The sequence below is a fragment of the Sphingomonas sp. P3_C6 genome (genome assembly GCF_056402595.1).
In genome coordinates this window covers 79,724-104,113 of the sequence record NZ_JBFUHB010000009.1, presented here as the reverse complement: position 1 = coordinate 104,113, position 24,390 = coordinate 79,724, and the positions used below count along the sequence as shown (strand labels likewise).

18 protein-coding genes are annotated in these 24,390 nt (G+C 65.2%); 7 read left to right on the top strand and 11 right to left on the bottom strand.

Features of this window, described 5'->3' with window-relative positions; genetic code table 11:
* Nucleotides 1-76: 76 nt before the first annotated feature.
* Both rpoC and rpoB read right to left on the bottom strand, forming a co-directional pair.
* Nucleotides 77-4,345 carry a DNA-directed RNA polymerase subunit beta' gene (gene rpoC, locus AC1DT7_RS11640; RefSeq protein WP_478036115.1) on the bottom strand — a complete coding sequence of 1,423 codons (4,269 nt, stop codon included), beginning with the start codon at nucleotides 4,343-4,345 and terminating at the stop codon, nucleotides 77-79.
* A 74-nt stretch (nucleotides 4,346-4,419) separates the two neighbouring features.
* A complete protein-coding gene (rpoB, locus tag AC1DT7_RS11635; protein WP_478036114.1) occupies nucleotides 4,420-8,571 on the bottom strand; it encodes a DNA-directed RNA polymerase subunit beta in 4,152 nt (1,383 codons plus the stop codon).
* Between the two features lie 324 nt (nucleotides 8,572-8,895).
* Here rpoB and AC1DT7_RS11630 point away from each other — a divergent pair, with 324 nt between their 5' ends.
* Nucleotides 8,896-10,227 carry a hypothetical protein gene (locus AC1DT7_RS11630; RefSeq protein ID WP_478036113.1) on the top strand — a complete coding sequence of 444 codons (1,332 nt, stop codon included), beginning with the start codon at nucleotides 8,896-8,898 and terminating at the stop codon, nucleotides 10,225-10,227.
* 142 nt (nucleotides 10,228-10,369) lie between these two features.
* Nucleotides 10,370-11,809 carry a hypothetical protein gene (locus tag AC1DT7_RS11625; protein WP_478036112.1) on the top strand — a complete coding sequence of 480 codons (1,440 nt, stop codon included), beginning with the start codon at nucleotides 10,370-10,372 and terminating at the stop codon, nucleotides 11,807-11,809.
* 213 nt (nucleotides 11,810-12,022) lie between these two features.
* Here AC1DT7_RS11625 and rplL read toward each other — a convergent pair whose 3' ends face one another.
* Together rplL and rplJ are read right to left on the bottom strand one after the other, a co-directional pair.
* Nucleotides 12,023-12,400, bottom strand: a complete 378-nt coding sequence (rplL, locus tag AC1DT7_RS11620) for a 50S ribosomal protein L7/L12 (RefSeq protein WP_372848553.1) — start codon at nucleotides 12,398-12,400, stop codon at nucleotides 12,023-12,025.
* 78 nt (nucleotides 12,401-12,478) lie between these two features.
* Nucleotides 12,479-13,000 carry a 50S ribosomal protein L10 gene (rplJ, locus tag AC1DT7_RS11615; RefSeq protein ID WP_478036111.1) on the bottom strand — a complete coding sequence of 174 codons (522 nt, stop codon included), beginning with the start codon at nucleotides 12,998-13,000 and terminating at the stop codon, nucleotides 12,479-12,481.
* A 464-nt stretch (nucleotides 13,001-13,464) separates the two neighbouring features.
* Between rplJ and AC1DT7_RS11610 the strand changes: the two genes are divergently transcribed.
* Nucleotides 13,465-15,924 (top strand): PhoX family protein, encoded by a 2,460-nt coding sequence (locus tag AC1DT7_RS11610; protein ID WP_478036110.1) that lies wholly within the window; start codon nucleotides 13,465-13,467, stop codon nucleotides 15,922-15,924.
* Between the two features lie 117 nt (nucleotides 15,925-16,041).
* Here the strand turns inward: AC1DT7_RS11610 and AC1DT7_RS11605 are convergent, their stop codons facing one another.
* The gene (locus tag AC1DT7_RS11605) at nucleotides 16,042-17,526 is read right to left on the bottom strand and encodes an FAD-dependent oxidoreductase (RefSeq protein WP_478036109.1); all 1,485 of its coding nucleotides are present in this window, start codon (nucleotides 17,524-17,526) and stop codon (nucleotides 16,042-16,044) included.
* A 48-nt stretch (nucleotides 17,527-17,574) separates the two neighbouring features.
* Here AC1DT7_RS11605 and AC1DT7_RS11600 point away from each other — a divergent pair, with 48 nt between their 5' ends.
* Nucleotides 17,575-18,060 (top strand): MarR family winged helix-turn-helix transcriptional regulator, encoded by a 486-nt coding sequence (locus AC1DT7_RS11600; RefSeq protein ID WP_478036108.1) that lies wholly within the window; start codon nucleotides 17,575-17,577, stop codon nucleotides 18,058-18,060.
* Here AC1DT7_RS11600 and arsC read toward each other — a convergent pair.
* The 5 genes from arsC to aroQ all read right to left on the bottom strand — a co-directional run bounded on the left by arsC (nucleotide 18,057) and on the right by aroQ (nucleotide 21,528).
* Nucleotides 18,057-18,395, bottom strand: a complete 339-nt coding sequence (gene arsC, locus AC1DT7_RS11595; RefSeq protein ID WP_478036107.1) for an arsenate reductase (glutaredoxin) — start codon at nucleotides 18,393-18,395, stop codon at nucleotides 18,057-18,059. The two genes, AC1DT7_RS11600 and arsC, sit on opposite strands and share 4 nt — an antisense overlap.
* Nucleotides 18,396-18,398: 3 nt before the next feature.
* A complete protein-coding gene (locus tag AC1DT7_RS11590) occupies nucleotides 18,399-19,061 on the bottom strand; it encodes a hypothetical protein (protein ID WP_478036106.1) in 663 nt (220 codons plus the stop codon).
* A 148-nt stretch (nucleotides 19,062-19,209) separates the two neighbouring features.
* Nucleotides 19,210-20,562, bottom strand: coding sequence for an acetyl-CoA carboxylase biotin carboxylase subunit (gene accC, locus AC1DT7_RS11585; protein WP_478036105.1), 1,353 nt, complete (start codon nucleotides 20,560-20,562; stop codon nucleotides 19,210-19,212).
* A 6-nt stretch (nucleotides 20,563-20,568) separates the two neighbouring features.
* Nucleotides 20,569-21,039 (bottom strand): acetyl-CoA carboxylase biotin carboxyl carrier protein, encoded by a 471-nt coding sequence (gene accB / locus AC1DT7_RS11580; protein ID WP_478036104.1) that lies wholly within the window; start codon nucleotides 21,037-21,039, stop codon nucleotides 20,569-20,571.
* Nucleotides 21,040-21,093: 54 nt separating this feature from the next.
* Complete coding sequence (gene aroQ / locus AC1DT7_RS11575) at nucleotides 21,094-21,528, bottom strand: type II 3-dehydroquinate dehydratase (RefSeq protein ID WP_478036103.1); 435 nt, start codon at nucleotides 21,526-21,528, stop codon at nucleotides 21,094-21,096.
* A 147-nt stretch (nucleotides 21,529-21,675) separates the two neighbouring features.
* On the opposite strand from aroQ, the gene thiS reads away from it, so the two are divergent.
* Together thiS and AC1DT7_RS11565 are read left to right on the top strand one after the other, a co-directional pair.
* Complete coding sequence (gene thiS, locus AC1DT7_RS11570) at nucleotides 21,676-22,674, top strand: sulfur carrier protein ThiS (protein ID WP_478036102.1); 999 nt, start codon at nucleotides 21,676-21,678, stop codon at nucleotides 22,672-22,674.
* A complete protein-coding gene (locus tag AC1DT7_RS11565; RefSeq protein ID WP_478036101.1) occupies nucleotides 22,674-23,474 on the top strand; it encodes an alpha/beta hydrolase in 801 nt (266 codons plus the stop codon). The genes thiS and AC1DT7_RS11565 overlap by 1 nt, the downstream gene beginning before the upstream one ends.
* Here AC1DT7_RS11565 and AC1DT7_RS11560 read toward each other — a convergent pair.
* Nucleotides 23,471-24,064, bottom strand: a complete 594-nt coding sequence (locus AC1DT7_RS11560; protein ID WP_478036100.1) for a class I SAM-dependent methyltransferase — start codon at nucleotides 24,062-24,064, stop codon at nucleotides 23,471-23,473. The two genes, AC1DT7_RS11565 and AC1DT7_RS11560, sit on opposite strands and share 4 nt — an antisense overlap.
* A gap of 142 nt (nucleotides 24,065-24,206) precedes the next feature.
* Here AC1DT7_RS11560 and AC1DT7_RS11555 point away from each other — a divergent pair, with 142 nt between their 5' ends.
* Nucleotides 24,207-24,377, top strand: coding sequence for a CsbD family protein (locus AC1DT7_RS11555; RefSeq protein ID WP_478036099.1), 171 nt, complete (start codon nucleotides 24,207-24,209; stop codon nucleotides 24,375-24,377).
* Nucleotides 24,378-24,390 lie beyond the last annotated feature (13 nt).

The window sequence follows — 24,390 nt, the reverse complement described above, 5'->3', positions numbered from 1 at the left end:
GTCTTTCCCCTAAAGAAAAACCGCCGCCCGGGCTTCCCCGGACGGCGGCAATTCATTTCAGCGTCGAACGGCTGGATCAGCTGTTCAGATACTCGCCGGCATCCTCGTCGGTGCCGGTGCCCGAGGGCGTGACCGACGCCAGGGCATCGCTGCCCGTGTCGTCGCGCACGTCGCGGGCCAGCTCCGCCGCACGCTCTTCCGCCGCCGAGTTCGGGGCGATGAGCACTTCCTGCAGACGACGCTGCTGGACGCGAAGGGCTGCGTCACGGCTGGAGGCCGCAACCCGCAGGCGGTTCATGCCCGCGCCGGTACCCGCCGGGATGAGGCGGCCGACGATGACGTTCTCCTTGAGGCCGATCAGCGTGTCCTGCTTGCCCTGTACCGCTGCCTCGGTGAGGACGCGGGTGGTCTCCTGGAACGACGCCGCCGAGATGAAGCTGCGGGTCTGCAGCGACGCCTTGGTGATGCCGAGCAGGACGGGCTTGCCCTGTGCCGGGGTCTGCTTCTTGTCGATCTTCGAGTTGATGTCGTCCATCTCGTCGCGATCGACCTGCTCGCCGGCCAGCAGCGTGGTGTCGCCGCCATCGGTGATCTCGACCTTCTGCAGCATCTGGCGAACGATCACCTCGATGTGCTTGTCGTTGATCTTCACGCCCTGGAGACGATAGACCTCCTGGATTTCCGACACGAGATATTCAGCGAGCGGCTCGATGCCGAGCACCTCGAGAATGTCGTGCGGATCGGGCGAACCGCCGATCAGGTTGTCGCCACGCTTGACGTAGTCGCCTTCCTGGACGTCGATCACCTTCGACTTCGGCACCAGATACTCCACGACCTCGCTGCCGTCCTCGGGCTGGATGCCGATCTTGCGCTTGGCCTTGTAGTCCTTGCCGAACACGACGCGGCCCGAGACTTTCGCGATGATCGCGTTTTCCTTGGGCTTGCGTGCCTCGAACAGCTCGGCGACGCGCGGCAGACCGCCGGTGATGTCGCGGGTCTTGGCAGCCTCGCGGCTGACACGAGCCAGAACGTCACCACCCGAAACCTGCGCGCCGTCCTCGACCGAGAGCGTTGCGCCCGGTGCGAGCATGTAGCGGCCGGCTTCGCCCGAACCGGAGTCGAGCAGGGTCAGGCGCGGACGCAGATCCTCCTTCGACTTGGTCGCGGCGCGATATTCGGTGACGACGCGCTGCGAGATGCCGGTCGCTTCGTCGGCCTGCTCGGTGAGCGTCTTGCCCTCGATCAGATCGACATATTTCACGATACCGGGGTTCTCGGTGATCACCGGCATGGTGAACGGATCCCATTCCGCCATCCGGTCGCCCTTGGTGACGATGTGGCCATCATCGAACAGGACATAAGCGCCGTAGGGGATGCGATGCACCGCCCGCTCACGCCCATCCATGTCGACGATCGCGAGCTCGCCCGACCGGCTCAGCACGACGCGGCGGCCGCGCTGATCCATGATGATGCGCAGATCGCGATATTCCATCGTCCCGTCGGCAACTGCCTCGAGGTTCGACTGCTCGTTGAGCTGCGCGGCGCCCCCGATGTGGAACGTGCGCATCGTCAGCTGGGTGCCCGGCTCACCGATCGACTGAGCGGCGATGACGCCGACAGCCTCGCCAATGTTCACCGGCGTACCACGGGCGAGATCGCGCCCGTAGCACTTGCCGCAAACGCCGATCTTGGTCTCGCAGACCAGCGGGCTGCGGATCTTGCAGGACTGAGTCCCGATCGCCTCGATCTGCACGATCATCGGCTCGTCGAGCAGCGTGCCCGACGGGATGATGACCTCACCGGTCTTGGTGTCGATGATGTCCTCCGCGGTCGTACGACCGAGGATACGCTCGCCGAGCGACGCGATGGTCGAACCGCCCTGGACGATCGCGCGCATTTCAAGCGCACGCTCGGTACCGCAATCATTCTCGATGATGACGCAATCCTGCGACACATCGACCAGACGGCGGGTCAGGTAACCCGAGTTCGCGGTCTTCAACGCCGTGTCCGCAAGGCCCTTGCGGGCGCCGTGGGTGGAGTTGAAATACTCAAGGACGGTCAGGCCTTCCTTGAAGTTCGAGATGATCGGCGTTTCGATGATCTCGCCCGACGGCTTGGCCATCAGGCCACGCATACCGGCAAGCTGCTTGATCTGGGCCTGCGAACCGCGGGCACCGGAGTGGGCCATCATGTAGATCGAGTTGATCGGGGCTTCGCGGCCGTTCGGCAGCTTCTTCACCGACTTGATCTCGTCCATCATGGCGTTCGCCACCTGATCGCCGCAACGGCTCCAGGCGTCGATCACCTTGTTGTACTTCTCCTGCTGCGTGATCAGGCCGTCCTGATACTGCTGCTCGAAGTCCTTCACGAGGGCGCGGGTCTCATCGACCAGCGGAACCTTCGCGTCCGGAATGATCATGTCGTCCTTGCCGAACGAAATGCCCGCCTTGAACGCGTGCTTGAAGCCGAGCGCCATGATCGCGTCGGCGAACAGCACGGTCTCCTTCTGGCCGGTGTGACGATACACCTCGTCGATCACGTCGCCCACATCCTTCTTGGTGAGGAGGCGGTTGACGGTGTCGAACGGCACCTTCGAGCTCTTCGGGAGGCACTCGCCGAGCAGCATGCGGCCCGGGGTGGTCTCGTAGCGCTTGAGATACTGGTTGCCGGCCTCGTCGGTCTGCGGAACGCGGCTGATGATCTTGGTGTGGAGCGTCACCGCGCCAGCCTCGATCGCCTGATGGACCTCCTGCATGTCGGAGATCATCATGCCCTGGCCGGGCTCGTCCTCCTTCATCATCGACAGGTAATACAGGCCAAGCACCATGTCCTGCGACGGCACGATGATCGGCTTGCCGTTCGCCGGCGACAGGATGTTGTTGGTCGACATCATCAGGACGCGTGCTTCCAGCTGGGCCTCGAGGCTCAGCGGGACGTGGACGGCCATCTGGTCACCGTCGAAGTCGGCGTTGAAGGCCGAGCAGACCAGCGGGTGAAGCTGGATCGCCTTGCCCTCGATCAGCACGGGCTCGAACGCCTGGATGCCGAGACGGTGAAGCGTCGGCGCGCGGTTCAGCATGACCGGGTGCTCGCGAATGACTTCGTCGAGGATGTCCCAGACTTCCTTGCGCTCCTTCTCGACCCACTTCTTGGCCTGCTTCAGGGTCATGGAGAGACCCTTGGCATCCAAGCGGGCGTAGATGAACGGCTTGAACAGCTCGAGCGCCATCTTCTTCGGCAGGCCGCACTGGTGCAGCTTGAGCTCGGGACCGGTCACGATGACCGAACGGCCCGAATAGTCGACGCGCTTGCCGAGCAGGTTCTGACGGAAGCGGCCCTGCTTGCCCTTGAGCATGTCGGACAGCGACTTCAGCGGACGCTTGTTGGCGCCCGTGATCGTGCGGCCGCGGCGGCCGTTGTCGAACAGGGCGTCGACGGCCTCCTGCAGCATGCGCTTTTCGTTGCGGACGATGATGTCCGGCGCACGCAGCTCCATCAGGCGCTTCAGGCGGTTGTTGCGGTTGATCACGCGGCGATACAGATCGTTCAGATCCGACGTCGCGAAGCGACCGCCATCCAGCGGCACCAGCGGGCGCAGCTCGGGCGGGATGACCGGAACCACCTCGAGGATCATCCATTCCGGGCGGTTGCCGGAATCGATGAAGCTCTCCACGACCTTCAGGCGCTTGATGATCTTCTTCGGCTTCAGCTCGGATTTGGTGACTGCCAGCTCTTCCAGCAGGTCCTTGCGCTCGCCCTCGAGATCCAGGCTCTCGAGCATGATGCGGACTGCCTCGGCGCCGATGCCGGCCGAGAACGCGTCCTCGCCATATTCATCCTGCGCGTCGAGCAGCTCGTCCTCGGTGAGGAGCTGATACTTCTCGAGCGGGGTAAGGCCCGGCTCGATCACGATATACGCCTCGAAGTACAGCACTCGCTCGAGCTGTTTCAGCTGCATGTCGAGCAGCAGGCCGATGCGCGACGGCAGCGACTTCAGGAACCAGATGTGCGCGACCGGGGCGGCCAGCTCGATATGGCCCATGCGCTCGCGGCGGACCTTCGAGACGGTGACCTCGACGCCGCACTTCTCGCAGACGATGCCCTTGTACTTCATGCGCTTGTACTTGCCGCACAGGCACTCGTAATCCTTGATCGGACCGAAGATGCGCGCGCAGAACAGGCCGTCACGCTCTGGCTTGAACGTGCGATAGTTGATGGTTTCCGGCTTCTTGATCTCGCCGAACGACCAGGACCGGATGCGCTCTGGCGAGGCGATCCCGATCTGGATCTGGTCGAAGGTCTCGGCCTTGGCGACCGGATTGGCGAAGTTGGTCAGTTCGTTCATGTCTCAATTCCCTCCTGGGAAAAATTCGGTGCGGGCGGGGGAGGGGGCGCTGCCCGAAGGCAACGCCCGATCCGTCATGCCGCCGCGATCGCGACGCCGTCCGAGTCGAATTGCTCGACGCTCTTCAGCTCGACGTTCAGGCCCAGCGACCGCATTTCCTTGACCAGCACGTTGAAGCTCTCCGGAATGCCGGCCTCGAACGTGTCGTCACCCTTGACGATCGCCTCATAGACCTTGGTGCGCCCGACAACGTCGTCGGACTTCACCGTCAGCATTTCCTGCAGCGTATAGGCAGCGCCGTACGCCTGGAGTGCCCAGACCTCCATCTCACCGAAGCGCTGACCACCGAACTGTGCCTTACCGCCCAGCGGCTGCTGGGTGACGAGGCTGTACGGGCCGATCGACCGCGCGTGGATCTTGTCGTCCACGAGATGGTGCAGCTTCAGCATATAGATGTAGCCCACCGTCACCTTGCGATCGAACTGATCGCCGGTGCGGCCGTCGAACAGGTCCGACTGGCCCGAGGTGTCGAGCCCGGCGAGCGTGAGCATCGCCGAAACGTCAGCCTCACGGGCACCGTCGAATACCGGCGTTGCCATCGGCACGCCGCCGCGCAGGTTCTGCGCCAGTTCGATGATCTCGTCGCTCGTACGCGCGTCGATCTCGGCATGGTATTGCTCGCCATAGACGGTCTTGAGGCGATCCTTGACCGTGTCGGGCATCTGGCCCGGCTTGGGGTCGGGGTTCGCTTCGCGCCAATCCTCGAGCGCCTGGGCGATCTGACCGCCCAGGCCGCGCGCGGCCCAGCCAAGATGCGTCTCGAAAATCTGACCGACGTTCATGCGCGACGGCACGCCCAGCGGGTTCAGCACGATATCGACCGGCGTCCCGTCGGCGAGGAACGGCATGTCCTCACCCGGCAGGATGCGGCTGATGACGCCCTTGTTGCCGTGACGGCCGGCCATCTTGTCGCCCGGCTGCAGCTTGCGCTTCACCGCGACGAACACCTTGACCATCTTGAGCACGCCCGGGGGCAGCTCGTCGCCACGCTCCAGCTTCTCGCGACGATCATGGAACTTGTCCATGATCAGCTTCACGGCATCGTCATACTGCGCCTTGACCGCTTCCAGATCGCTCTGGGTCTTGTCGTCGGCGACGGCGAACTTCCACCATTCGTGGCGATCGACGCTGTCGAGCAGGTCGGCGTCGATCTCGGCGCCCTTCTTCAGGCCCTTCGGCGTGGCGGTGGCGGTCTGGCCGAGCAGCATCTCGCGAAGGCGCGACCAGGTCGCGCGGTTCACGATGGAGCGTTCGTCGTCCGAGTCCTTCTTCAGACGCTCGATCTCCTCGCGCTCGATCGCCATCGCGCGCTCGTCCTTGTCGATGCCGTGGCGGTTGAACACCCGGACTTCGACGACGGTGCCGGCAACGCCCGGCGGCAGGCGGAGCGAGGTATCGCGCACGTCCGACGCCTTTTCACCGAAGATGGCGCGGAGGAGCTTTTCCTCCGGCGTCATCGGCGATTCACCCTTGGGGGTGATTTTGCCCGCCAGGATGTCGCCCGGCTCCACTTCCGCGCCGATATAGACGATGCCAGCCTCGTCGAGGTTGCGGAGTGCTTCCTCGCCGACGTTGGGGATGTCGCGCGTGATGTCTTCCGGCCCGAGCTTGGTGTCGCGCGCCATGACTTCGAATTCCTCGATATGGATCGAGGTGAAGACGTCGTCCTTCACGATACGCTCGGAAATGAGGATCGAATCCTCATAATTGTAGCCGTTCCAGGGCATGAACGCGACGAGCGCGTTGCGGCCCAGCGCAAGCTCGCCGAACTCGGTCGACGGGCCGTCGGCGATGATGTCACCGGCGCGGACGTTGTCGCCCACCTTCACCAGCGGACGCTGGTTGATGCAGGTGTTCTGGTTCGAGCGCTGGAACTTCATCAGCGTGTAGATGTCGACGCCCGACTGGCCGGCCTCGACCTCACCTGTCGCACGGACCACGATGCGGGCCGCGTCGACCTGGTCGACGATGCCCGACCGCTTGGCCGAGATCGCGGCGCCCGAATCGCGCGCCACTGTCTCTTCCATGCCGGTGCCGACGAACGGTGCCTCGGCGCGAACCAGCGGCACAGCCTGACGCTGCATGTTCGAGCCCATCAGCGCGCGGTTGGCGTCATCGTTTTCCAGGAACGGAATGAGCGATGCGGCGACCGAGACGAGCTGTTTCGGCGAGACGTCCATCAGGGTGATGTTGTCCGGGATCGCCATCAGGAATTCGCCTGCCTGACGCGACGAGACCAGATCCTCGACAAAGCCCTTGGTCGAATCGAGCTCGGCGTTGGCCTGCGCGATCGTGTGCTTGGCCTCTTCCATCGCCGACAGATAGACGACGTCGTCGGTGACCTTGTGGTCCACGACCTTGCGGTACGGCGTCTCGATGAAGCCGTACTTGTTGACGCGGCTGAAGCTGGCGAGCGAGTTGATCAGGCCGATGTTCGGGCCTTCCGGCGTCTCAATCGGGCAGATGCGGCCATAATGGGTCGGGTGAACGTCGCGGACTTCGAAGCCTGCGCGCTCACGGGTGAGACCGCCCGGGCCAAGCGCCGAGACGCGACGCTTGTGCGTCACTTCGGAGAGCGGGTTGGTCTGATCCATGAACTGTGAGAGCTGCGACGAACCGAAGAACTCGCGCACCGCGGCGACCGCGGGCTTTGCGTTGATCAGGTCGTTCGGCATGACGGTCGACACGTCGACCGAGGACATGCGCTCCTTCACGGCGCGCTCCATGCGGAGCAGACCGACGCGATACTGGTTCTCGAGCAGCTCGCCCACCGAGCGCACGCGGCGGTTGCCGAGATTGTCGATGTCGTCGATTTCGCCCTTGCCGTCCTTTAGGTCGACCAGCGTCTTCACGACCGCAAGGATATCCTCGGTGCGAAGCGTGGTGACCGTGTCCTCGGCGTCGAGGTCGAGGCGCATGTTGAGCTTGACGCGGCCCACGGCCGACAGGTCGTAGCGGTCGGGATCGAAGAACAGGCCGCTGAATAGCGACTCTGCGGTCTCGAGCGTCGGCGGTTCGCCGGGGCGCATGACGCGGTAGATGTCGGACAGCGCCTGCTCGCGCTCCTCGGCCTTGTCGGCCTTGAGCGTGTTGCGGATCCACGGGCCGGTCGCGACATGATCGATGTCGAGCAGCTCGATCCGGTCGATGCCGGCCTTGTCGAGCAGCTCGAGATTCTCGGCGGTCACTTCGTCGCCGGCTTCGATATAGATCTCGCCGGTCGCGTCGTTGACCAGATCATAGGCCGAGTAGCGGCCGAAAATCTCTTCGGTCGGGATCAGCAGGTCGGTCAGGCCGTCCTTGGCCGCCTTGTTGGCAGCGCGCGGAGAGATCTTCTGGCCCGACGGGAACACGACTTCGCCGGTCTTCGAATCGATGATGTCGAACATCGGCTTCTGGCCGCGCCAGTTCTCGGCCTGGAAGGGGATGACCCAGCCGCCCTGGCCGCGGACGAAGGTCACGCGGTTGTAGAAATAGTTGAGGATTTCCTCGGAGTTCAGGCCGAGTGCGTACAACAGTGCCGTGACCGGCAGCTTGCGCTTGCGGTCGATACGGACGTTGACGATGTCCTTCGCGTCGAACTCGAAGTCGAGCCACGAGCCGCGATACGGGATGACGCGGGCAGCGAAGAGATACTTGCCCGACGCGTGCGTCTTGCCGCGGTCATGATCGAACAGGACGCCCGGCGAGCGGTGCATCTGGCTGACGATCACGCGCTCGGTGCCGTTGATGATGAAGGTGCCGTTCTGCGTCATGAGCGGCATGTCGCCCATGTACACGTCCTGCTCCTTGATATCGAGAACCGACCGGGCCTCGGTATCGGCGTCCACCTCGAACACGATCAGACGCAGGGTAACGCGCATCGGTGCCGCATAGGTGATGCCGCGCTGGCGGCACTCGTCGGTGTCGAACTTGGGGGGCTCGAGCTCGTAGTTCACGAAGTCGAGCTCGGCGGTGCCGGCGAAATCGCGGATCGGGAAGACCGAACGCAGCGTCTTTTCCAGGCCGGACACATAGCCGATCGAGGGATCAGACCGCAGGAACTGTTCGTAGGATTCGCGCTGAACCTCGATCAGGTTCGGCATCTGCACCACTTCGTGGATGTTGCCGAACACCTTGCGGATGCGGCGCTTAAGCGTGCCGCCCTCGATTGCCTTGGTCGCCATGGAGTTTTTTGCCCTACCAGCCAGAATTTCATGCCCGGAATCCACCGGGCGGGCACGCATGAAGACGCAAAAAGCCGCGAGTTCTCCTTTTCGGAAAACAGCAGCTCCTGGCGTCTATGAAACCTCAACTCCCAATACGATCGACATGCTGCGCGACGGCACGTCATTTCCCGAAAGCTGTGGTGGAAGGCCGGATATAGGGAGGGTGTTGGAAACTGTCAAATAGCGCTTGCAAAATCGATTCATCGGCGGAGTGCCACGGCTTGGCTTGATTCCGGTCTTTGCGCGGGTCCGATTGCGGGTTCCCTTCATTGAGGCTGCGTCATGAAACACAAACCCGCAACCCGCCGCGCGTTCGCCGCGCTTGTCCCCGCCACCTTGCTGCTGGCCGTTTCGGGTCACGCACAGGAGACCCAACCCGCCACGCCGCCGGCCGCTCCGGTGCAGCAGACGGTTGCGCCGCCGCCGGTCGTGCCGACGGTGAGTCCTCCTGCTGCGACGGCGCCCGCGGCGACGCTCGCTTCGCCACCCCCGGTGGCGCCAACCGTGACGGCGCCGAGTGTCGCCCCTACCGTGACAGCCGCGCCCGAAGAAGCGGCTCCAGTGCCGCAGACCGCCACACGCACAACCACCACACGGACCCAGACTCGCTCCACTCCTGTCGCCCGCACCCCGGCGCCCGCCCGCGCCCAGCCGGCACCAGCGCCGGCCCCCGTCGCTGCAGCGCCAGTTGCGGCCCCGATGGAAGTGACGCCCGCGCCGGCTACTTCGGCGCCGGTCGAGGCGACGGCTCCGGCACCCGCTACCGAGACCGTGTCTCAGAGTGCCGCCACGCAACAGTCGGCGCCGATCTGGCCGTGGCTGCTCGGCGGCCTGGTGGTGCTGGTTGGCGCCATCGCCTTCATCATGATGCGCCGCCGCCGCGCTTATGAAGAGGAGGCCTATTATGAAGAGCCCTATGTCGAAACCGAGGCGGTAGAGGCCGCGCCGATCCGTGACGAGCCGGCGCCGTTTGCGCCCGACCCCGAGCCGCAGTTCCTGCGCACCACCCCGCTCGCCGCCGCAGTTCGCAACGAGCCGGCACCCGTTGCGGCTGAGGACGCTGAACTGGTGAAACCAGAAGAGGAAGAAGTTGCTTCTCTGACCGAGGGGGAGGCGCCGGTCCCCGATCGCCCATGGCTCGAAATGTCGCTTCGCCCGGTACGTGCGGGCACCAATGTCGATGAGGCGCTGGTCGAGATCGAGCTGACTGTTGGTAACTCGGGCTCGGTCGCGGCGCAGGACGTCCGCATTTCGACCTTCATGTTTGCCGCCGAGCCCGCCAATGGCAGCGAGATGGAGCGCATGCTGATCGAGCGCGGCGATGATGGCGTGCCGCCGGTGACAATCGAGCCGGGTGAGGGAACCCGCGTCGATGCGACGCTGGCGCTGTCGAAGGCCGATCTGATCGAAAGCACCAATGGCGCGATCCTGCCGATCATCTTCGCCGATGCGCGCTATACCCTGCCGGACGGCAGTGAAGGGCGCACCTCCGCTTCGTTCACCATCGGCGTGAGCGAGGAAGGCACCCCTGCCATGTCGCCGATCCAGCTCAACGAGCGGTCGATGCATGACGAGGTCGAGGCGAGGCTGCACGGGGTTCCCGAGCACGCCTGACACCTGACCAATCAGAGGGGCCGGGCCTGTCTTCCGCCAGCGGAGGGCAGGCCCGGTCGTATTGGCCGAACGACTTGCCGCAGGGGAAAAAGCTGTCGTATCGCGTTCAGAAATGCCGCGCTAAGGCAATTAGGTGGGGACCATGACCAAGTTTGCCGCTCGCCGGGTGCGGGTAATGACAATGCCGCTGGTGCCATTGGTGTGGCTGGCCGCAATGAGTGCGCCGCTTCACGCGCAGAGCGCTGCCACGCCGACACCTAGTCCGACGCCCTTGCCCAACCTGGTTCCGGGTCTGGAGAATTTCAGTCTGCAGCCGGGGCCTGGGACGACGGTGTCGCGACCCGCCACGCCGCCACCCGTCGTGCGCACGACGCCAACGCCAGCGCCCACCCCCACGTCCGCGCGGCCCACCACGCCTCCGCAACCACGCGCGACCACCGCCCCGGCGCAACGGGCGACGTCGACCCCAGCGCCAACGCCACGCTCGACCCCGATACCGATGGCGACACCGACGCCCGCGCCGACCGCGCCCGAGACGCCAATCCCGGTCGTGCCTGCCGAGCCGGTGCAGGCGGCGCCAACCCCCGTCGCAAGCCCGACGATGGCGCCGGTGCCAGCGCCGGCCGCCGTCGCCGAGTCGGGCAACTCGTCATGGCTGCTTCTTGGCGGGGCAGGGGTGCTTGCCTTGCTGCTCGGGGGGCTTGGCTTCTGGTTCGTGCAGCGCCGACAGGGCGAGGGCGAGGGCGAAGAGGATATCTTGCCCGACCGGCAGGACCATGCCCGGTTCGACCTGGCTGTCGAGACGCCGGATGCTCCGGCCGACCCGGTCGGAAGTCCCCCGGCCGTCCGGCCCGCGGCACCGGTGCCACCGCCGCCCGCTGCGCCTGCCCAGGCGACGTTCGATCTCGGCACGCCGCCGAAGCGCGGGAAGCACGCGGTATTCGATCTCGGCGCCGTGGCGTCGGACCTGCCACCGCCTCTGGTCGAGCCCGAGGACGTGCCATCGACCCAGCCGGAGGAAGCCGCGCCACCGCCTCCCGCGCCACCGCCTCCCGCGCCGCCGCCGGTCGCCGCAGCGGCGACGCGCGCAACGCTTGACATCGAGCTCTATGCGAAGCGCGCGGGCACCAATCTGCTCAGCGCCGCGGTCGAATATGATATCGTGGTGCGCAATATGGGGGATGCGGCCGCCCAGAGCGTTCAGGTGGACGTGCGGCTTTTGAGCGCCGGGGCGGAGCAGGACGGCTGGATCGGTACGCTGTTCTCGAGCCCGATCGAGCGGTCGATCACCCAGACATTCGATCTGCCGCCGCGCGGTGCGATCGAACTGAGCGGCATGGCGATGACGCCGAAGGAACTGGTCAGCGTGATGACCGTGCAGGATCGCAAGCTGTTCGTGCCGGTGCTGGCGATCAACCTGCTCTATGACTGGGAGGGCGGTGCAGGGCAGACCGCGACATCGTATGTGGTCGGCATCGACCGGGCCGACGGGGCGAAGCTGGCGCCGTTCCGGCTGGATGGCACGCCGCGCATGCACGAGGGCGTGACGACGCTCCCCTATATCATCTCGGTCAGGCGCTAGTTCGGCACGCCGACGAGGCGCTTCGCTGGCCCTTGCCGTGGCTCGACGGATTTGTTGGGCATATTATCCAGCCCGGGCAGGTGACCGAGCCGAACCCGCCAACGTTACTTCCAGTCGATCCGGATGAGAAAAAGGGCGGCCCCTTTCGGGACCGCCCTTCGTCTTGTCGCGAGTTTCCGGGGTGTCCCGGAATGACTTACGCCGAAGCGGAAATCACTTGACCTCGACGGTCGCGCCAGCAGCTTCGAGCTGAGCCTTGATCTTCGCGGCCTCGTCCTTCGAAACGCCTTCCTTGACGGCCTTCGGAGCCGACTCGACCAGCGTCTTGGCTTCGGTCAGGCCGAGCGAGGTGATCGCGCGGACTTCCTTGATGACGTTGATCTTCTTGCCACCGTCGCCGGTGAGGATCACGTCGAACTCGGTCTGCTCTTCAGCAGCCGGGGCAGCAGGACCGCCAGCGGCCGGGCCGGCAACGGCAACGGCAGCGGCGGCGGAAACGCCCCACTTCTCTTCGAGCAGCTTCGAAAGCTCAGCGGCTTCGAGGACGGTCAGTTCGCTCAGCTGGTCAACCAGCGCGTTCAGGTCTGCCATGTGTATTCTCCATGTCGGGGCAGATGCCCCATTGGTTCAGTTCAAAAAGTGTCGGGTCTGATTTCAGGATTCCTGAAATCAGGCAGCTTCCTTGTCCTTGTCGGCATAGGCAGCGAACACGCGTGCGAGCTGCGCCGCAGGAGCCTGGGTGACGGTCGCGAGCTTGGTTGCGGGTGCAACCAGGAGGCCCACGATCTTGGCACGCAGTTCATCCAGCGAGGGCAGCGTTGCGAGCGCCTTCACGCCTTCGACGTCGAGGACAGTCGCGCCCATCGCCCCGCCGACGATTTCGAACTTGTCGTTCGTCTTCGCGAATTCGACCGCAATCTTGGCTGCGGCGACGGGGTCGATCGAGGTGGCAAGGCCTACCGGCCCGGTGAGCAGATCGCCCAGCGAGAGATAGTCGGTGCCGTCGAGCGCGATCTTGGCAAGCTTGTTCTTCGAGACCTTGTAGGTCGCGCCGGCATCACGCATCTTGTTGCGCAGCACCGTCGACTGAGCGACGGTGAGGCCGAGGTTGCGGGTGACGACCACCACGCCGACCTCGTTGAAGGTGCGGTTCAGTTCGGCGACGAGCTCGGTCTTTTGAGCACGATCCATGCCATTCTCCACGTGTCTGACCCGCTGGCCGAAGCCACCGGGCCGGTTGAACCGGAGACGCGGAAAACCCGCGCTTCCGGGGTGTCCGTCGATTGGGGGCATGGGAACTGACCGTACAGGACGGCAGCAGACCGGTCGCGCTGATGCACGAGCGGAAAAATTCCATTCCCCGTCTAGGCGGGAGATTAAGGCCGGAGGATTCCGGCCACCCACTGTCTCGGACGGTAGCTTGCCCGGCGCGAACGCCCGGCGAGCGAGCGCTGGCCCTTAGCCGCTGAAGCGCGAAAGTCAACCAAATGGTGAGTAATCGCCGACAACTCGAGTCCGCCGGTGCCGTTGTATTCGAACTGACGCCGTTCCGTCACGATACCGTCAAGGAATATCCATCAGGCCGTCAGCTAGGCCGCACAAGAGGGCGCGGCAGCGACTCCGAAGCGGATCGCGATCTATCTGGGGGCATCCATATGACAGACTCGAGCAGCGTCACGTTCGGTTATGACGACGGCGACATCGACACCAATCGTAGCGGCGGTGGTTCGCTGAACGATATGGTCGAGCGTCGCTATTCGCGGCGCGACGCCCTGCGCGGCGGCGTGTCGGCCGCGGCCTTTGCCGTGTTCGGCGGCGCGGTCCTCGCTGCCTGCGACGACGACAAGGCGCCGACCGATCTCGCGCCGTCGGTGACCGCAGGGTCGTCGGGCGCCACCAGCTCGGGCCGGATCGTGACCCTGACCGGGATTTCGGCTGACGATGTCGGCGTCGCCTCGCAGGGCTTCACCCAGGTTTCGGGTCCGCCGGTGACGATCACCAATGCGGCAAACGGCGCGGCGACGTTCATCGCCCCCAGCGTGACCGCAAGCACGCAGCTCGTCTTCCGCTTCTCGGCGGTCGATACCAAGGGCCAGACCTCGACGGCCGAGACGACCATCACGGTCGCGCCGGCGACCCTCGGTTTCGCTGCGGTCGCAAAGAACCGGCTCGACAAGGTCAGCGTGCCGGAAGGCTATAGCGTGTCGATCCTCTACCGCCTCGGCGATCCGATCTCGTCGAGCACGGGTGCGTACAAGAACGACGGCACCGACACCGACTTCGCCAACCGCGCCGGCGATCACGGCGATGCGCTCTACTGGTTCGGCCTCGCCGCATCCGGCAATGCGCGCGACGACAACAGCAGCACGCGCGGCCTGCTGGTGATGAACCATGAGAACATCAATCAGCCCTATCTGCACGTGGCAGGTGCCACGACCGTTGCCGGCGCCCGGCCGGAGGCGGAAGCGCTGAAGGAAATGGAATGCCACGGTCTCAGCGTCATCGAGGTGTCGAAGAGCGGTAGCAGCTGGAGCTATGCGCAGAGCGGCGCGCTCAATCGCCGCATTACGCCGCTGACGCCGACCGTGTTCAACGGCCCGGTTCGCGGTTCCACCCATCTGCGGACCGTTTTCTCGCCGACGGGCGTTGCCGGCCGCGGGACGGTCAACAATTGCGCCAATGGCCATACGCCCTGGGGCACCGACCTGACCTGCGAAGAGAATTGGGCGGGGTATTTCCGCCGTCCGACCGCTGCCGACAATCCTCGCCGCACCCCGAAGGAAGTGGTGGCGCTTGCCCGTTATGGCGTCACCAGCGCGACCGGCAACTATGGCTGGGCAACGGTGGTGCCGTCCAACCCGACGAACACCAGCTATCGCCGCTGGGACGCGCAGGCGACCGGCGCCAGCGCGACCGACGATTTCCGTAACGAGCACAACCAGTTCGGCTGGGTCGTCGAGATCGACCCGTACGACAAGACCAGCGCGCCGCGGAAGCGCACCGCGCTCGGCCGCATGAATCATGAAGGCTGCTGGCCGTCCAACTTCGTTCCGGGCCGCAAGCCTGCCTTCTACATGGGCGACGATGCGGTGAACGAGTATCTCTACAAGTTCGTCTCGGCGACGGCGTGGTCGTCGGGCGATGCGAATTCGGCCGATCGCCTCGCCATCGGCGACAAATATCTCGACAACGGCACGCTCTATGTTGCCAAGTTCAACGCGTCGGGCAGCGGCGAGTGGATGCCGCTGGTCCATGGCAGCGGACCGCTGACCTCGGGCGCCGCACCCTACGCCTTTGCGGATCAGGCCGATGTGCTGACTCACGCCCGCCTCGCAGGCGACGCGCTGGGTGCGACCAGGATGGACCGTCCCGAATGGACGGCGGTTAACCCGGCCAATGGTGAAGTCTATCTCACCCTGACCAACAACTCGACTCGCACACCGTCCAACACCGACGCGGCCAACCCGCGCGCCTATATCGATCCGCCGAGCAGCTCGGTGTCCAACCGCAACGGCCACATCATCCGCCTGCGCGAGACTGGCGACACGTCCGAGGCACTTACCTTTACCTGGGATATCTACCTGTTCGGTGCCGGTTCGGACCTCAATGCCGCCAATATCAACCTGTCGGGGCTTGATGCGACCAATGACCTGTCCAGCCCGGATGGCCTCTGGTTCGGCCGCCCCTCCAACGCCTCGGGTCTCGTCACGCCGGTGCTGTGGATCCAGACCGACGACAGCGCCTATACCGACGTCACCAACTGCATGATGCTCGCGGCGATGCCGGGCACCGTCAACGACGGCGGGGTGAAGACGATCACCAACACGCCGACCGGCGGTGCGGGCATCACGCAGGCGACCCGCGTCGGCAAGGCACCAGGCACCGCGCTGCGCCGCTTCCTGGTCGGCCCGGTCGAAGCCGAGATCACCGGCGTTGATTCGACACCGGACGGCCGGACGCTGTTTGTGAACATCCAGCACCCCGGGGAGAACGGCAATACCGGCAACATCACCAGCAACTGGCCGGCGAGCCAGACCGCCCCGGCTCCGGGCGTCCGTCCGCGCTCGGCGACGGTGGTGATCACCAAGAACGACGGCGGCGTGGTCGCGCTGTAAGCGACTGCTGTTCGGATCAAGGAGAGGGCCGGGGTCACTCCCGGCCCTTTTTCGTGTCAGGCGAGCAGCGCGATCAGTGCCCCGAGCAAGGCCGGCGGATCGTCGGGGGTCTCATCGTCAGGAGGCGGTCAGTCCGATGGTCGACAGGTACTGCTCGATCCGTTCGCCGTCGGGCCTTGTCGCCGACACCCCGATGTAACCGTCCGGACGGATGAGCAGCAGGCCACCCTCGGCCAGCTCGAGATGGCCCTCGATGTCGCGGAATTCGCCATCCGCACCGATGTGATGGATGTGCAATCCCACGCGAGGCATCGGCAGCGACGCGGCGTCGATTCCGCGCGCTAACAGGGTCCAGTGCGGTCCGCGCAACAGGTCGAACAGTCGCCTCGGCTGGCCACCCGCGCCTAGCAACGGCGCATCCGGCATGCGGTCACCCGCCGCCACGCCGGCACCGGCCAGTCTCAGCGACAGCGACGACGTCGCATAGCCGAGATCGAGCTGATGTACCTCGCGCCCGCGCCGCATGTCCCCCTGCTTCGCCTTCTCCAGCAGATCGGTCGACAGGCCGAGCATTTCCGCTGCGATCGGGCGTCGTTCCTCTTCATAGCTGTCGAGCAGCGCCTCGGGCGCGCCCGCCAGCACCGCGCTCAGTTTCCAGCCGAGATTATAGGCGTCCTGCACGCTGGTATTCAGGCCCTGGCCGCCCGTCGGCGGATGGATATGGGCGGCGTCGCCCATCAGGAACACGCGGCCGGTGCCGTAACGGTCGGCGAGACGCGCGTTCATGCTGTAGGCCGACGCCCAGGCAACGTCGCGGACCGTCAGCGCATTGTCGGGCAGACGTGCGTCGATGAAGGCCTGGATTCCGGTAACGGAGAGATCGGCATCCCCCTCGGCCGGGATCGGTGCCTGAAGCTGGAACAGATTGCCGCCCGGCAGGGGGCAGAAGGAGAATTGCCGCGCCATGTCGCCTTCGTTGAACCGGTGCCACGCATCGCGGGGCAGGCCATCGAGCAGGACATCGGCAACCATCGCGCGCACGCCCAGCGTCTTCCCGGGAAAGCCGATCCCCAGAGTCTGCCGGATAAAGGACCGTCCCCCGTCACCGCCGACGAGATAGCGGCAGCGCACGGTCTCGATACCGTCCGGCCCTATGATGTGCGCCGTGACCGTGTCGGCATCCTGTTCGAACGCGCGCAGCTCGCGGCCATAACACGGCGCATGCCCAAGCTCGGCCAGTCGCTCGCGCAGGATCGCTTCGGTCTGGAACTGCGGGATCATCAGCGGCGTGCGATAAGGCTCGGTGGGGGTCGGCAGCGCGGGGGCGATGCCCTGGGTCTCGGCATGGGTTCCGTCGGCGCGATGGTCGCGGAACGGCGGATAGACGCTGCCCGCCGCGCTCATCCGGTCGATCACGCCGAGATCCTCGAACACTTCCTGGGTCCGTGGCTGGATGCCCTTGCCACGCGATCCGGCGAAAGGCCCGGCGAGCTTGTCGATCAGCCGGAAGGAAACGCCGCGCCGCGCCAGATCGATCGCGAGGGTAAGGCCGGCAGCCCCCGCGCCGCAGATCAGGACCTCGATGTCATTCCGGTATTCCATCGTCCGACTCCTATGTGTATGATGCACATATCTTGTCCGGAGCACCGCATGTCAATAAATAAAGTGCATAATGCACATATTTCCGCGAACCTACCCGATCTGCACCGCGCGCTGATTGATATCGTCGGCGTGATGAACCAGCCGGAACGTGACGAGCAGATGCTGGAAATGGCGGGGCTCACGCTCGAGCGGGCGTTGTTCCCGCTGATCGTGCTGATCGAGCGGCTCGGGCCGGTCGGGGTGGTCGATCTGGCTGGCCGGGTAGGGCGCGACTATACCACCGTCAGCCGGCAGGTGGCGCGGCTCGAGGAGCTCGGCCTGGTGACGCGCAGCGCCAGTGCGACTGACCGGCGCATACGTGAGGCGACGATCACGCCCCAGGGCAAGCTTGCCACGGACGCGGTCGATGCGGCACGCGAACGAATGGCTCTTGGCTTGTTCCGGGATTGGAGCCGCGGTGATTTCGACGAGCTGATCCGGCTGATGCGGATGCTGGCCGACGGGATGAGAGACGCGCCGGCCCCGATCGCCTAGAGAATCTCGCGCACCTTCTCCGGCGGCCGGCCAAGCCTGACGCCCTTCTCGGTCTCGACCAGCGGGCGTTCGATCAGGATCGGATCGACCATCATCGCATCGAGGATCGCGTCGGCCTCGGCATATTTCAGGCCGCGCGCCGCATCCTCGGCCATGCGCAGGCCTTGGCGTGGCGTCATGCCGGCGCGCTCGTACAGCGCGGCCAGCTTCTCGCGGGTCGGCGGGGTCTTCAGATATTCGACGATCTCGACCTCGACGCCGGGCGTCTCCTGCAGGATCGCCAATGTCTCGCGCGACTTGGAACAGCGCGGATTATGCCAGATCGTCGCCTTCAACCTTCAACTCCCAACCTTCAATATACGCACTCGGCCCACCCAGCAGGCGAGCAGGGCGAGCAGCACATAGGCGAGCAGTCCCAGGATTGCGAGCGACGGGGGTGGGGGATCGACGATCGTCTTCGGTTCCGGGCCGAACCAGTTGAACGCCTGGAAAGCCGCCATCGCCACCGCCAGCGCGGCGACCGGCACCCAGGGTCCGCGCGTCTTCCGGACGAACCAGGCAAGCGTGCCGAAGGCGAGCGCGAGTTCGAGCGGCATCTCGATCGCCGGATAATTCCACAGGCCAAGCCCGAAGGGCGGCGATCCGCCCGCGAGGGTCAGGTCGGGCCGGTGGACGAACAGATCGATCAGCCAGTGCGAGAATACCACCGCACCGCCGATAAGGGCTGCCGGCGTGCTCCGCGACCACAGCCGGATCAGCAGCGCGAACCCTGCCGACCAGGCCAGCGCCCCAACCAGGCTGTGGGTCCAGGGCATGTCGTACAGGTCCATCGGGTTCGTCGCGGTGATGCCGGGAACGAGCCGCATATGCTCGACCCCGAGCAGCACGAAGGAGAAGAAGGCGAGGTCGACGAGCTGCGCCGCGACGAACAGCGTGCCGAGGCGCGGTGCCTTTGGTGAAGTGGCAGCGACGAATGCAGCGCTGTAATGGCCGATGAACATATGAGCCCCTCCCAAAACTCCCTCTCCCAGCGGGAGAGGGAAGGGGCCCGCTGCCCAAGGCAGTGGGAAGGGTGAGGGTGCCGGCCCTCACTCGCCCTCATCCGGCGCGTCGCGCCACCTTCTCCCACAAGGGGAGAAGGACCCCCACTCAATCCTCCTGCCGCGCCAGCCACTCCTCGAGCCACTTGATCGTATAATTCCCTTCCTGGAAATCCTCGTTCTCGATCAGGGCCTGATGCAGCGGGATGGTCGTCTTCATCCCCTCGATCACAAACTCTTCAAGCGCCCGGCGCAGGCGGCGGATCGCGCCCTGGCGGGTGGTGCCGTAGACGATCAGCTTGGCGATCATCGAGTCGTAATAAGGTGGCACGCGGTATCCGGCGTAGAGCCCGCTATCGACACGCACGTTCATGCCGCCCGGCGCGTGATATTGCTTCACCAGCCCAGGCGAAGGCGCAAAGGTTCTTGGGTCCTCGGCGTTGATGCGGCACTCGATCGCATGGCCGCGGAATACCACGTCCTGCTGGCGCAGCGTCAGCGGATGCCCTTCCGCGATGCGGATCTGCTCGCGAACGAGGTCGAGGCCGGTGATCATCTCGGTCACCGGATGCTCGACCTGAAGCCGGGTGTTCATCTCGATGAAGTAGAACTCGCCGTCTTCCCACAGGAACTCGATCGTGCCCGCGCCGCGATAGCCCATGTCGGACATCGCCTTGGACACGATGCCGCCCATGCGCTCGCGGTCTTCCGCGCCGAGAACGGGGGAGGGCGCTTCTTCCAGCACCTTCTGGTGGCGGCGCTGCAGCGAGCAGTCGCGCTCGCCGAGATGGATCGCATTGCCCTTGCCGTCGCCGAAAACCTGGAACTCGATGTGTCGCGGGTTGCCGAGATATTTTTCCATGTACACGGTCGCGTCGCCGAACGCGGCCTTTGCCTCGCTGCCCGCCTGCATCATCAGCGTTTCGAGCTGGTCCTCGGACGTGCACACCTTCATGCCGCGCCCGCCGCCGCCGGAGGCGGCCTTGATGATCACCGGATAGCCGATGTCGCGCGCGATCGCCTTAGCCTCGGCCACGTCGCTGATCGCGCCGTCCGACCCTGGAACGAGCGGCAGGCCCAGTGCACCGGCGGTGCGCTTCGCTTCCACCTTGTCGCCCATGGTGACGATATGCTCTGGCTTGGGCCCGACGAAGATGATGCCGTGCGCCTCGACGATCTCGGCGAAGCGGGCATTCTCGGAGAGGAAGCCGTAACCGGGATGGATCGCATCGGCATGGCTGATCTCGGCCGCCGAGATGATGTTGGCGATGTTGAGATAGCTCTCGCCCGCGGGCGGCGGGCCGATGCAGATCGCTTCGTCGGCGAGCCGCACATGCATCGCATCGGCGTCGGCGGTGGAGTGCACCGCGACCGTCTTGATGCCCATCTCATGGCATGCGCGATGGATGCGCAGCGCTATTTCGCCGCGATTGGCGATCAGGAGCTTCTTGATTTCAGCCAAGGTGCGTTACTCGACCACGACGAGGGGCTGGTCGAACTCGACCGGCTGGCCGCTCTCGACCAGGATTGCCCGGACGATGCCAGCGCTTGGCGCGAGGATCGGGTTCATCACCTTCATCGCCTCGACGATCAGCAGCGTGTCCCCCGCTGCAACCGTCTTGCCGATGCTGATGAACGATGCCGCGCCGGGCTCGGGCGACAGATAGGCGGTGCCGACCATCGGCGATTTGACCGCATTGGCGGCAGGAACCGGCGCAGCGACCTCGACCGGCGCAGCGGCAGCCGCCACGGGGGCGGCAGGGGCGGCGGCATATTGCACCGCCGGCGCAGCGGCAGCCGCCTTGCGCGCGATACGGATGCGACGCCCGCCGTCCTCGACCTCGATCTCGGTCAGCTGGGTTTCGTCGAGCATTTGCGCGAGCTGGCGGACCAGCTCGACATCGATCCGCATCGGATCGGAATTCGTTTCTTCGGCCATGCGACCCATGATCTCCCTTATTGGGCCAAAAACCCTATTAAGCGGGGTGTCCTGTCAGAGACGGGCGGCGGCTTCAAGCGCAAGCAGGTACGAAAGCGCGCCAAAACCCGCGATAGTTCCCCTCGCGGCACGACCTACCCAGCTCAGATGCCGGAAGTCTTCGCGCTTGTGGGGGTTGGAAAGATGCACCTCGATCACCGGCGTCTTGATCGATTTGATCGCGTCGTGGATCGCGACCGAGGTGTGCGTATGGGCGGCGGCGTTGAGGATCACCGCCTTTGCCCCGGTGGCCTGCGCCTCATGCAGCCAGTCGACGAGATGCCCTTCGTGATTCGACTGGCGGACGTCGATCTTCAGGCCGAGCTCCCGCGCCCGGTCCTCAAGCTGCCCGGCAATGTCGTCGAGCGTCTCGCTGCCGTAGATCTCCGGCTCGCGCAGGCCGAGCAGGTTCATGTTCGGACCGTTGAGGACGAAGATGGTGTCGGCCAAGGAGGAGCCTTTCGGTTGCGGGCAGCGTCTCGCCCTCTATATCGCGGGCGGCCCTCCTTTAGCCGTTCGTGTCGAGTGAAGTCGAGACACAGCGGTGCGGGAACAGGCTTCTCGACTTCGCTTCAGGCGAACGGCTAGGGAAGATCAATGCATACCGATCATACCGTCTCGATCCACGTCAACGGCGAGCATCGCCGGGTTGCCGCCGGCCTCACGCTCGCCCAGCTCGCGGCCGACCTCGGCCTCGCCCCCGAAAAGGTCGCGGTCGAGCGCAACCTCGAGGTCGTGCCCCGCTCGACCCTCGGCCAGGTGATCGTGGAGGATGGCGACGAGCTCGAGATCGTGCATTTCGTCGGCGGCGGCGACGTGACCCCGGCTCTCGACACCTGGACCGTGGCCGGCCGCACCTTTCGTTCGCGGCTGATCGTCGGCACCGGCAAATACAAGGATTTCGCCCAGAACGCCGCTGCGCTCGAGGCCTCGGGTGCCGAGATCGTCACCGTCGCGGTACGCCGCGTCAATGTGTCGGACCCCAATGCGCCGATGCTCACCGATTTCATCGATCCGAAAAAGGTAACCTACCTCCCCAACACCGCCGGCTGTTTCGACGCCGAGTCGGCGATCCGCACGCTGCGCCTGGCGCGCGAGGCGGGCGGCTGGGATCTGGTGAAGCTCGAAGTGCTCGGCGAGGCGAAGACGCTCTATCCCGACATGGTCGAGACACTGCGCGCGACCGAGGTTCTGGCCAAGGAGGGTTTCCTCCCCATGGTCTATTGCGTCGACGATCCCATTGCGGCGAAGCGGCTCGAAAATGCCGGTGCCGTTGCGATCATGCCGCTCGGCGCGCCGATCGGCTCCGGCCTCGGCATCCAGAACCAGGTGACGATTCGCCTGATCGTCGAGGGCGCGGGCGTGCCGGTTCTGGTCGATGCCGGCGTCGGTACCGCGTCGGACGCTGCGGCAGCGATGGAACTCGGCTGTGACGGCGTGCTGATGAACACTGCCATCGCCGAGGCGAAGGACCCGATCATGATGGCCGCGGCGATGAAGGCCGGCGTCGAGGCGGGGCGTCTCGCCTATCTCGCCGGGCGCATGGGCAAGCGCCGCTATGCCGATCCGTCCAGCCCGCTTGCCGGTCTGATCTGATGAGGGCTGCCGGCGTCCTCGCCCTGCTCGCGGCGACCACGCTCGCGGCCTGCGGCAAGCCGGCGGTCACTTATGACAATGTCACGACCGTGCCCGAACAGGCACCGAGCCCCGTCGGTCAGGCGGTGCAGCTCAAGGCACGGGACGGTGTCACCGTCTTCGGCCGTTATTATCCCGTTGCGAAGCCAAAGGCGCTGATCCTGCTCTTCCATCAGGCAGGATCGAGCAAGGATGAATATGCGACGATCGCCCCGCGGCTGAACCGCGAAGGCTATAGCGCTCTCGCAATCGACCAGCGCTCCGGAGGCGGTCTGTTCGGGCCCAATGAGACGGCGGCGCGTATCGCACCGGTCCCCGGCAGGACGGAGGACGACATCTACCCGACCGCCGAGCCGGATCTTCAGGCGGCGCTCGACTGGGGCGTTCAGCAGAAGCTCCCACTGATCCTGTGGGGCAGCAGCTATTCCGCCGCGCTCGTGTTCGACGTCGCGGCGCAGAATCCGGGCAAGGTGGCGGCGCTGCTCGCTTTCTCTCCGGGCGAATATATGCCGGATAAGCATTTCGTCGATCGCGCCGCCCGTACACTGGCTATTCCGGTGTTCGTGACCTCGTCGAGCGACCCGGAGGAGGTCGCCGCTGCCAGGGTAATCGCGACGGCGGTGCCGGGCGGCAGGGCCGATCACTATGCGCCCGCCCTTGGGGTGCATGGCTCCTCGACCCTGATCGAGGCGAAGGACCCTAAGGGCGCCGACGCCAACTGGACTGCGGTGACGGCCTTTCTGAAAAAGGTCGCGCGCTAGACCTTTCGCGCCAGCCAGACGGTCGCGCCCCCGCAGCCGGGGTCCTGGGCGACATGCGCCGTCTCGACCAGGCCTGCCTTCAAGAACGCCCCACGATATTCAGCCGGGTCGAGGCTGGCGTGATAGAGCGGGTCGCCGCAATAGTCGCCGATCGCAGTGCCGCGCTTCGGCCCGCTGTTGAACAACAACCGCCCGCCGGGCTTCAGCCAGGTCGCCATGCGCGCGATCATCGCTTCCTGGTCGTCATGCTCCAGATGGAACAGGCTGCTCCAGGCAAGCGCGCCTTCGAAGTGGTCTTCGATCACCAATGTGCGCATGTCGCCGTGCAGCCAGCCATGGCGCGGGAAGCGGGTGCGGGCGAGGTCGATCATCGTTTCCGAGCTGTCGACACCCGTCACCGCGAAGCCGTGATCGACCAGATAGCGTGCGATCGGCTCGCCCCCGCCACACCCCAGGTCCAGGATAGCGCCGCCACGCTGCAACGGCAGGACGAAACGCTCGATCCAAGGGCGCTCGACGAAACTGCCCCGGCGATCCCGATCAAAGGCGTGGGCATGGCGCTCATAATGCTCGCTGATCCGGTCAGGCATCGGCCGTGCCACACGCGTTTTCAGTATGTTGTGGGGCGGGAACACGACGAAGCGTAGGAACCGCTTCCACGATCAGCCGTTCTTTACGCAGGAGTGGCTGGCGCCGGCCATCGGCGCCACACGATAATCAAGGAGCACGCACATGGGTGAACTCGTCGACAAGATCAAAGGCAATGTCAATGAAGCCATCGGCAAGGCCAAGCAGCAGAGCGACAATCCTGCCACGCGCGATGAAGGCGCTGCCCAAGAAGTAAAGGGCAAGGCCCAGCAGACGATCGGTAAGGTAAAGGGCGCGCTAGGCGACGATATCTGACACTATTGATGTC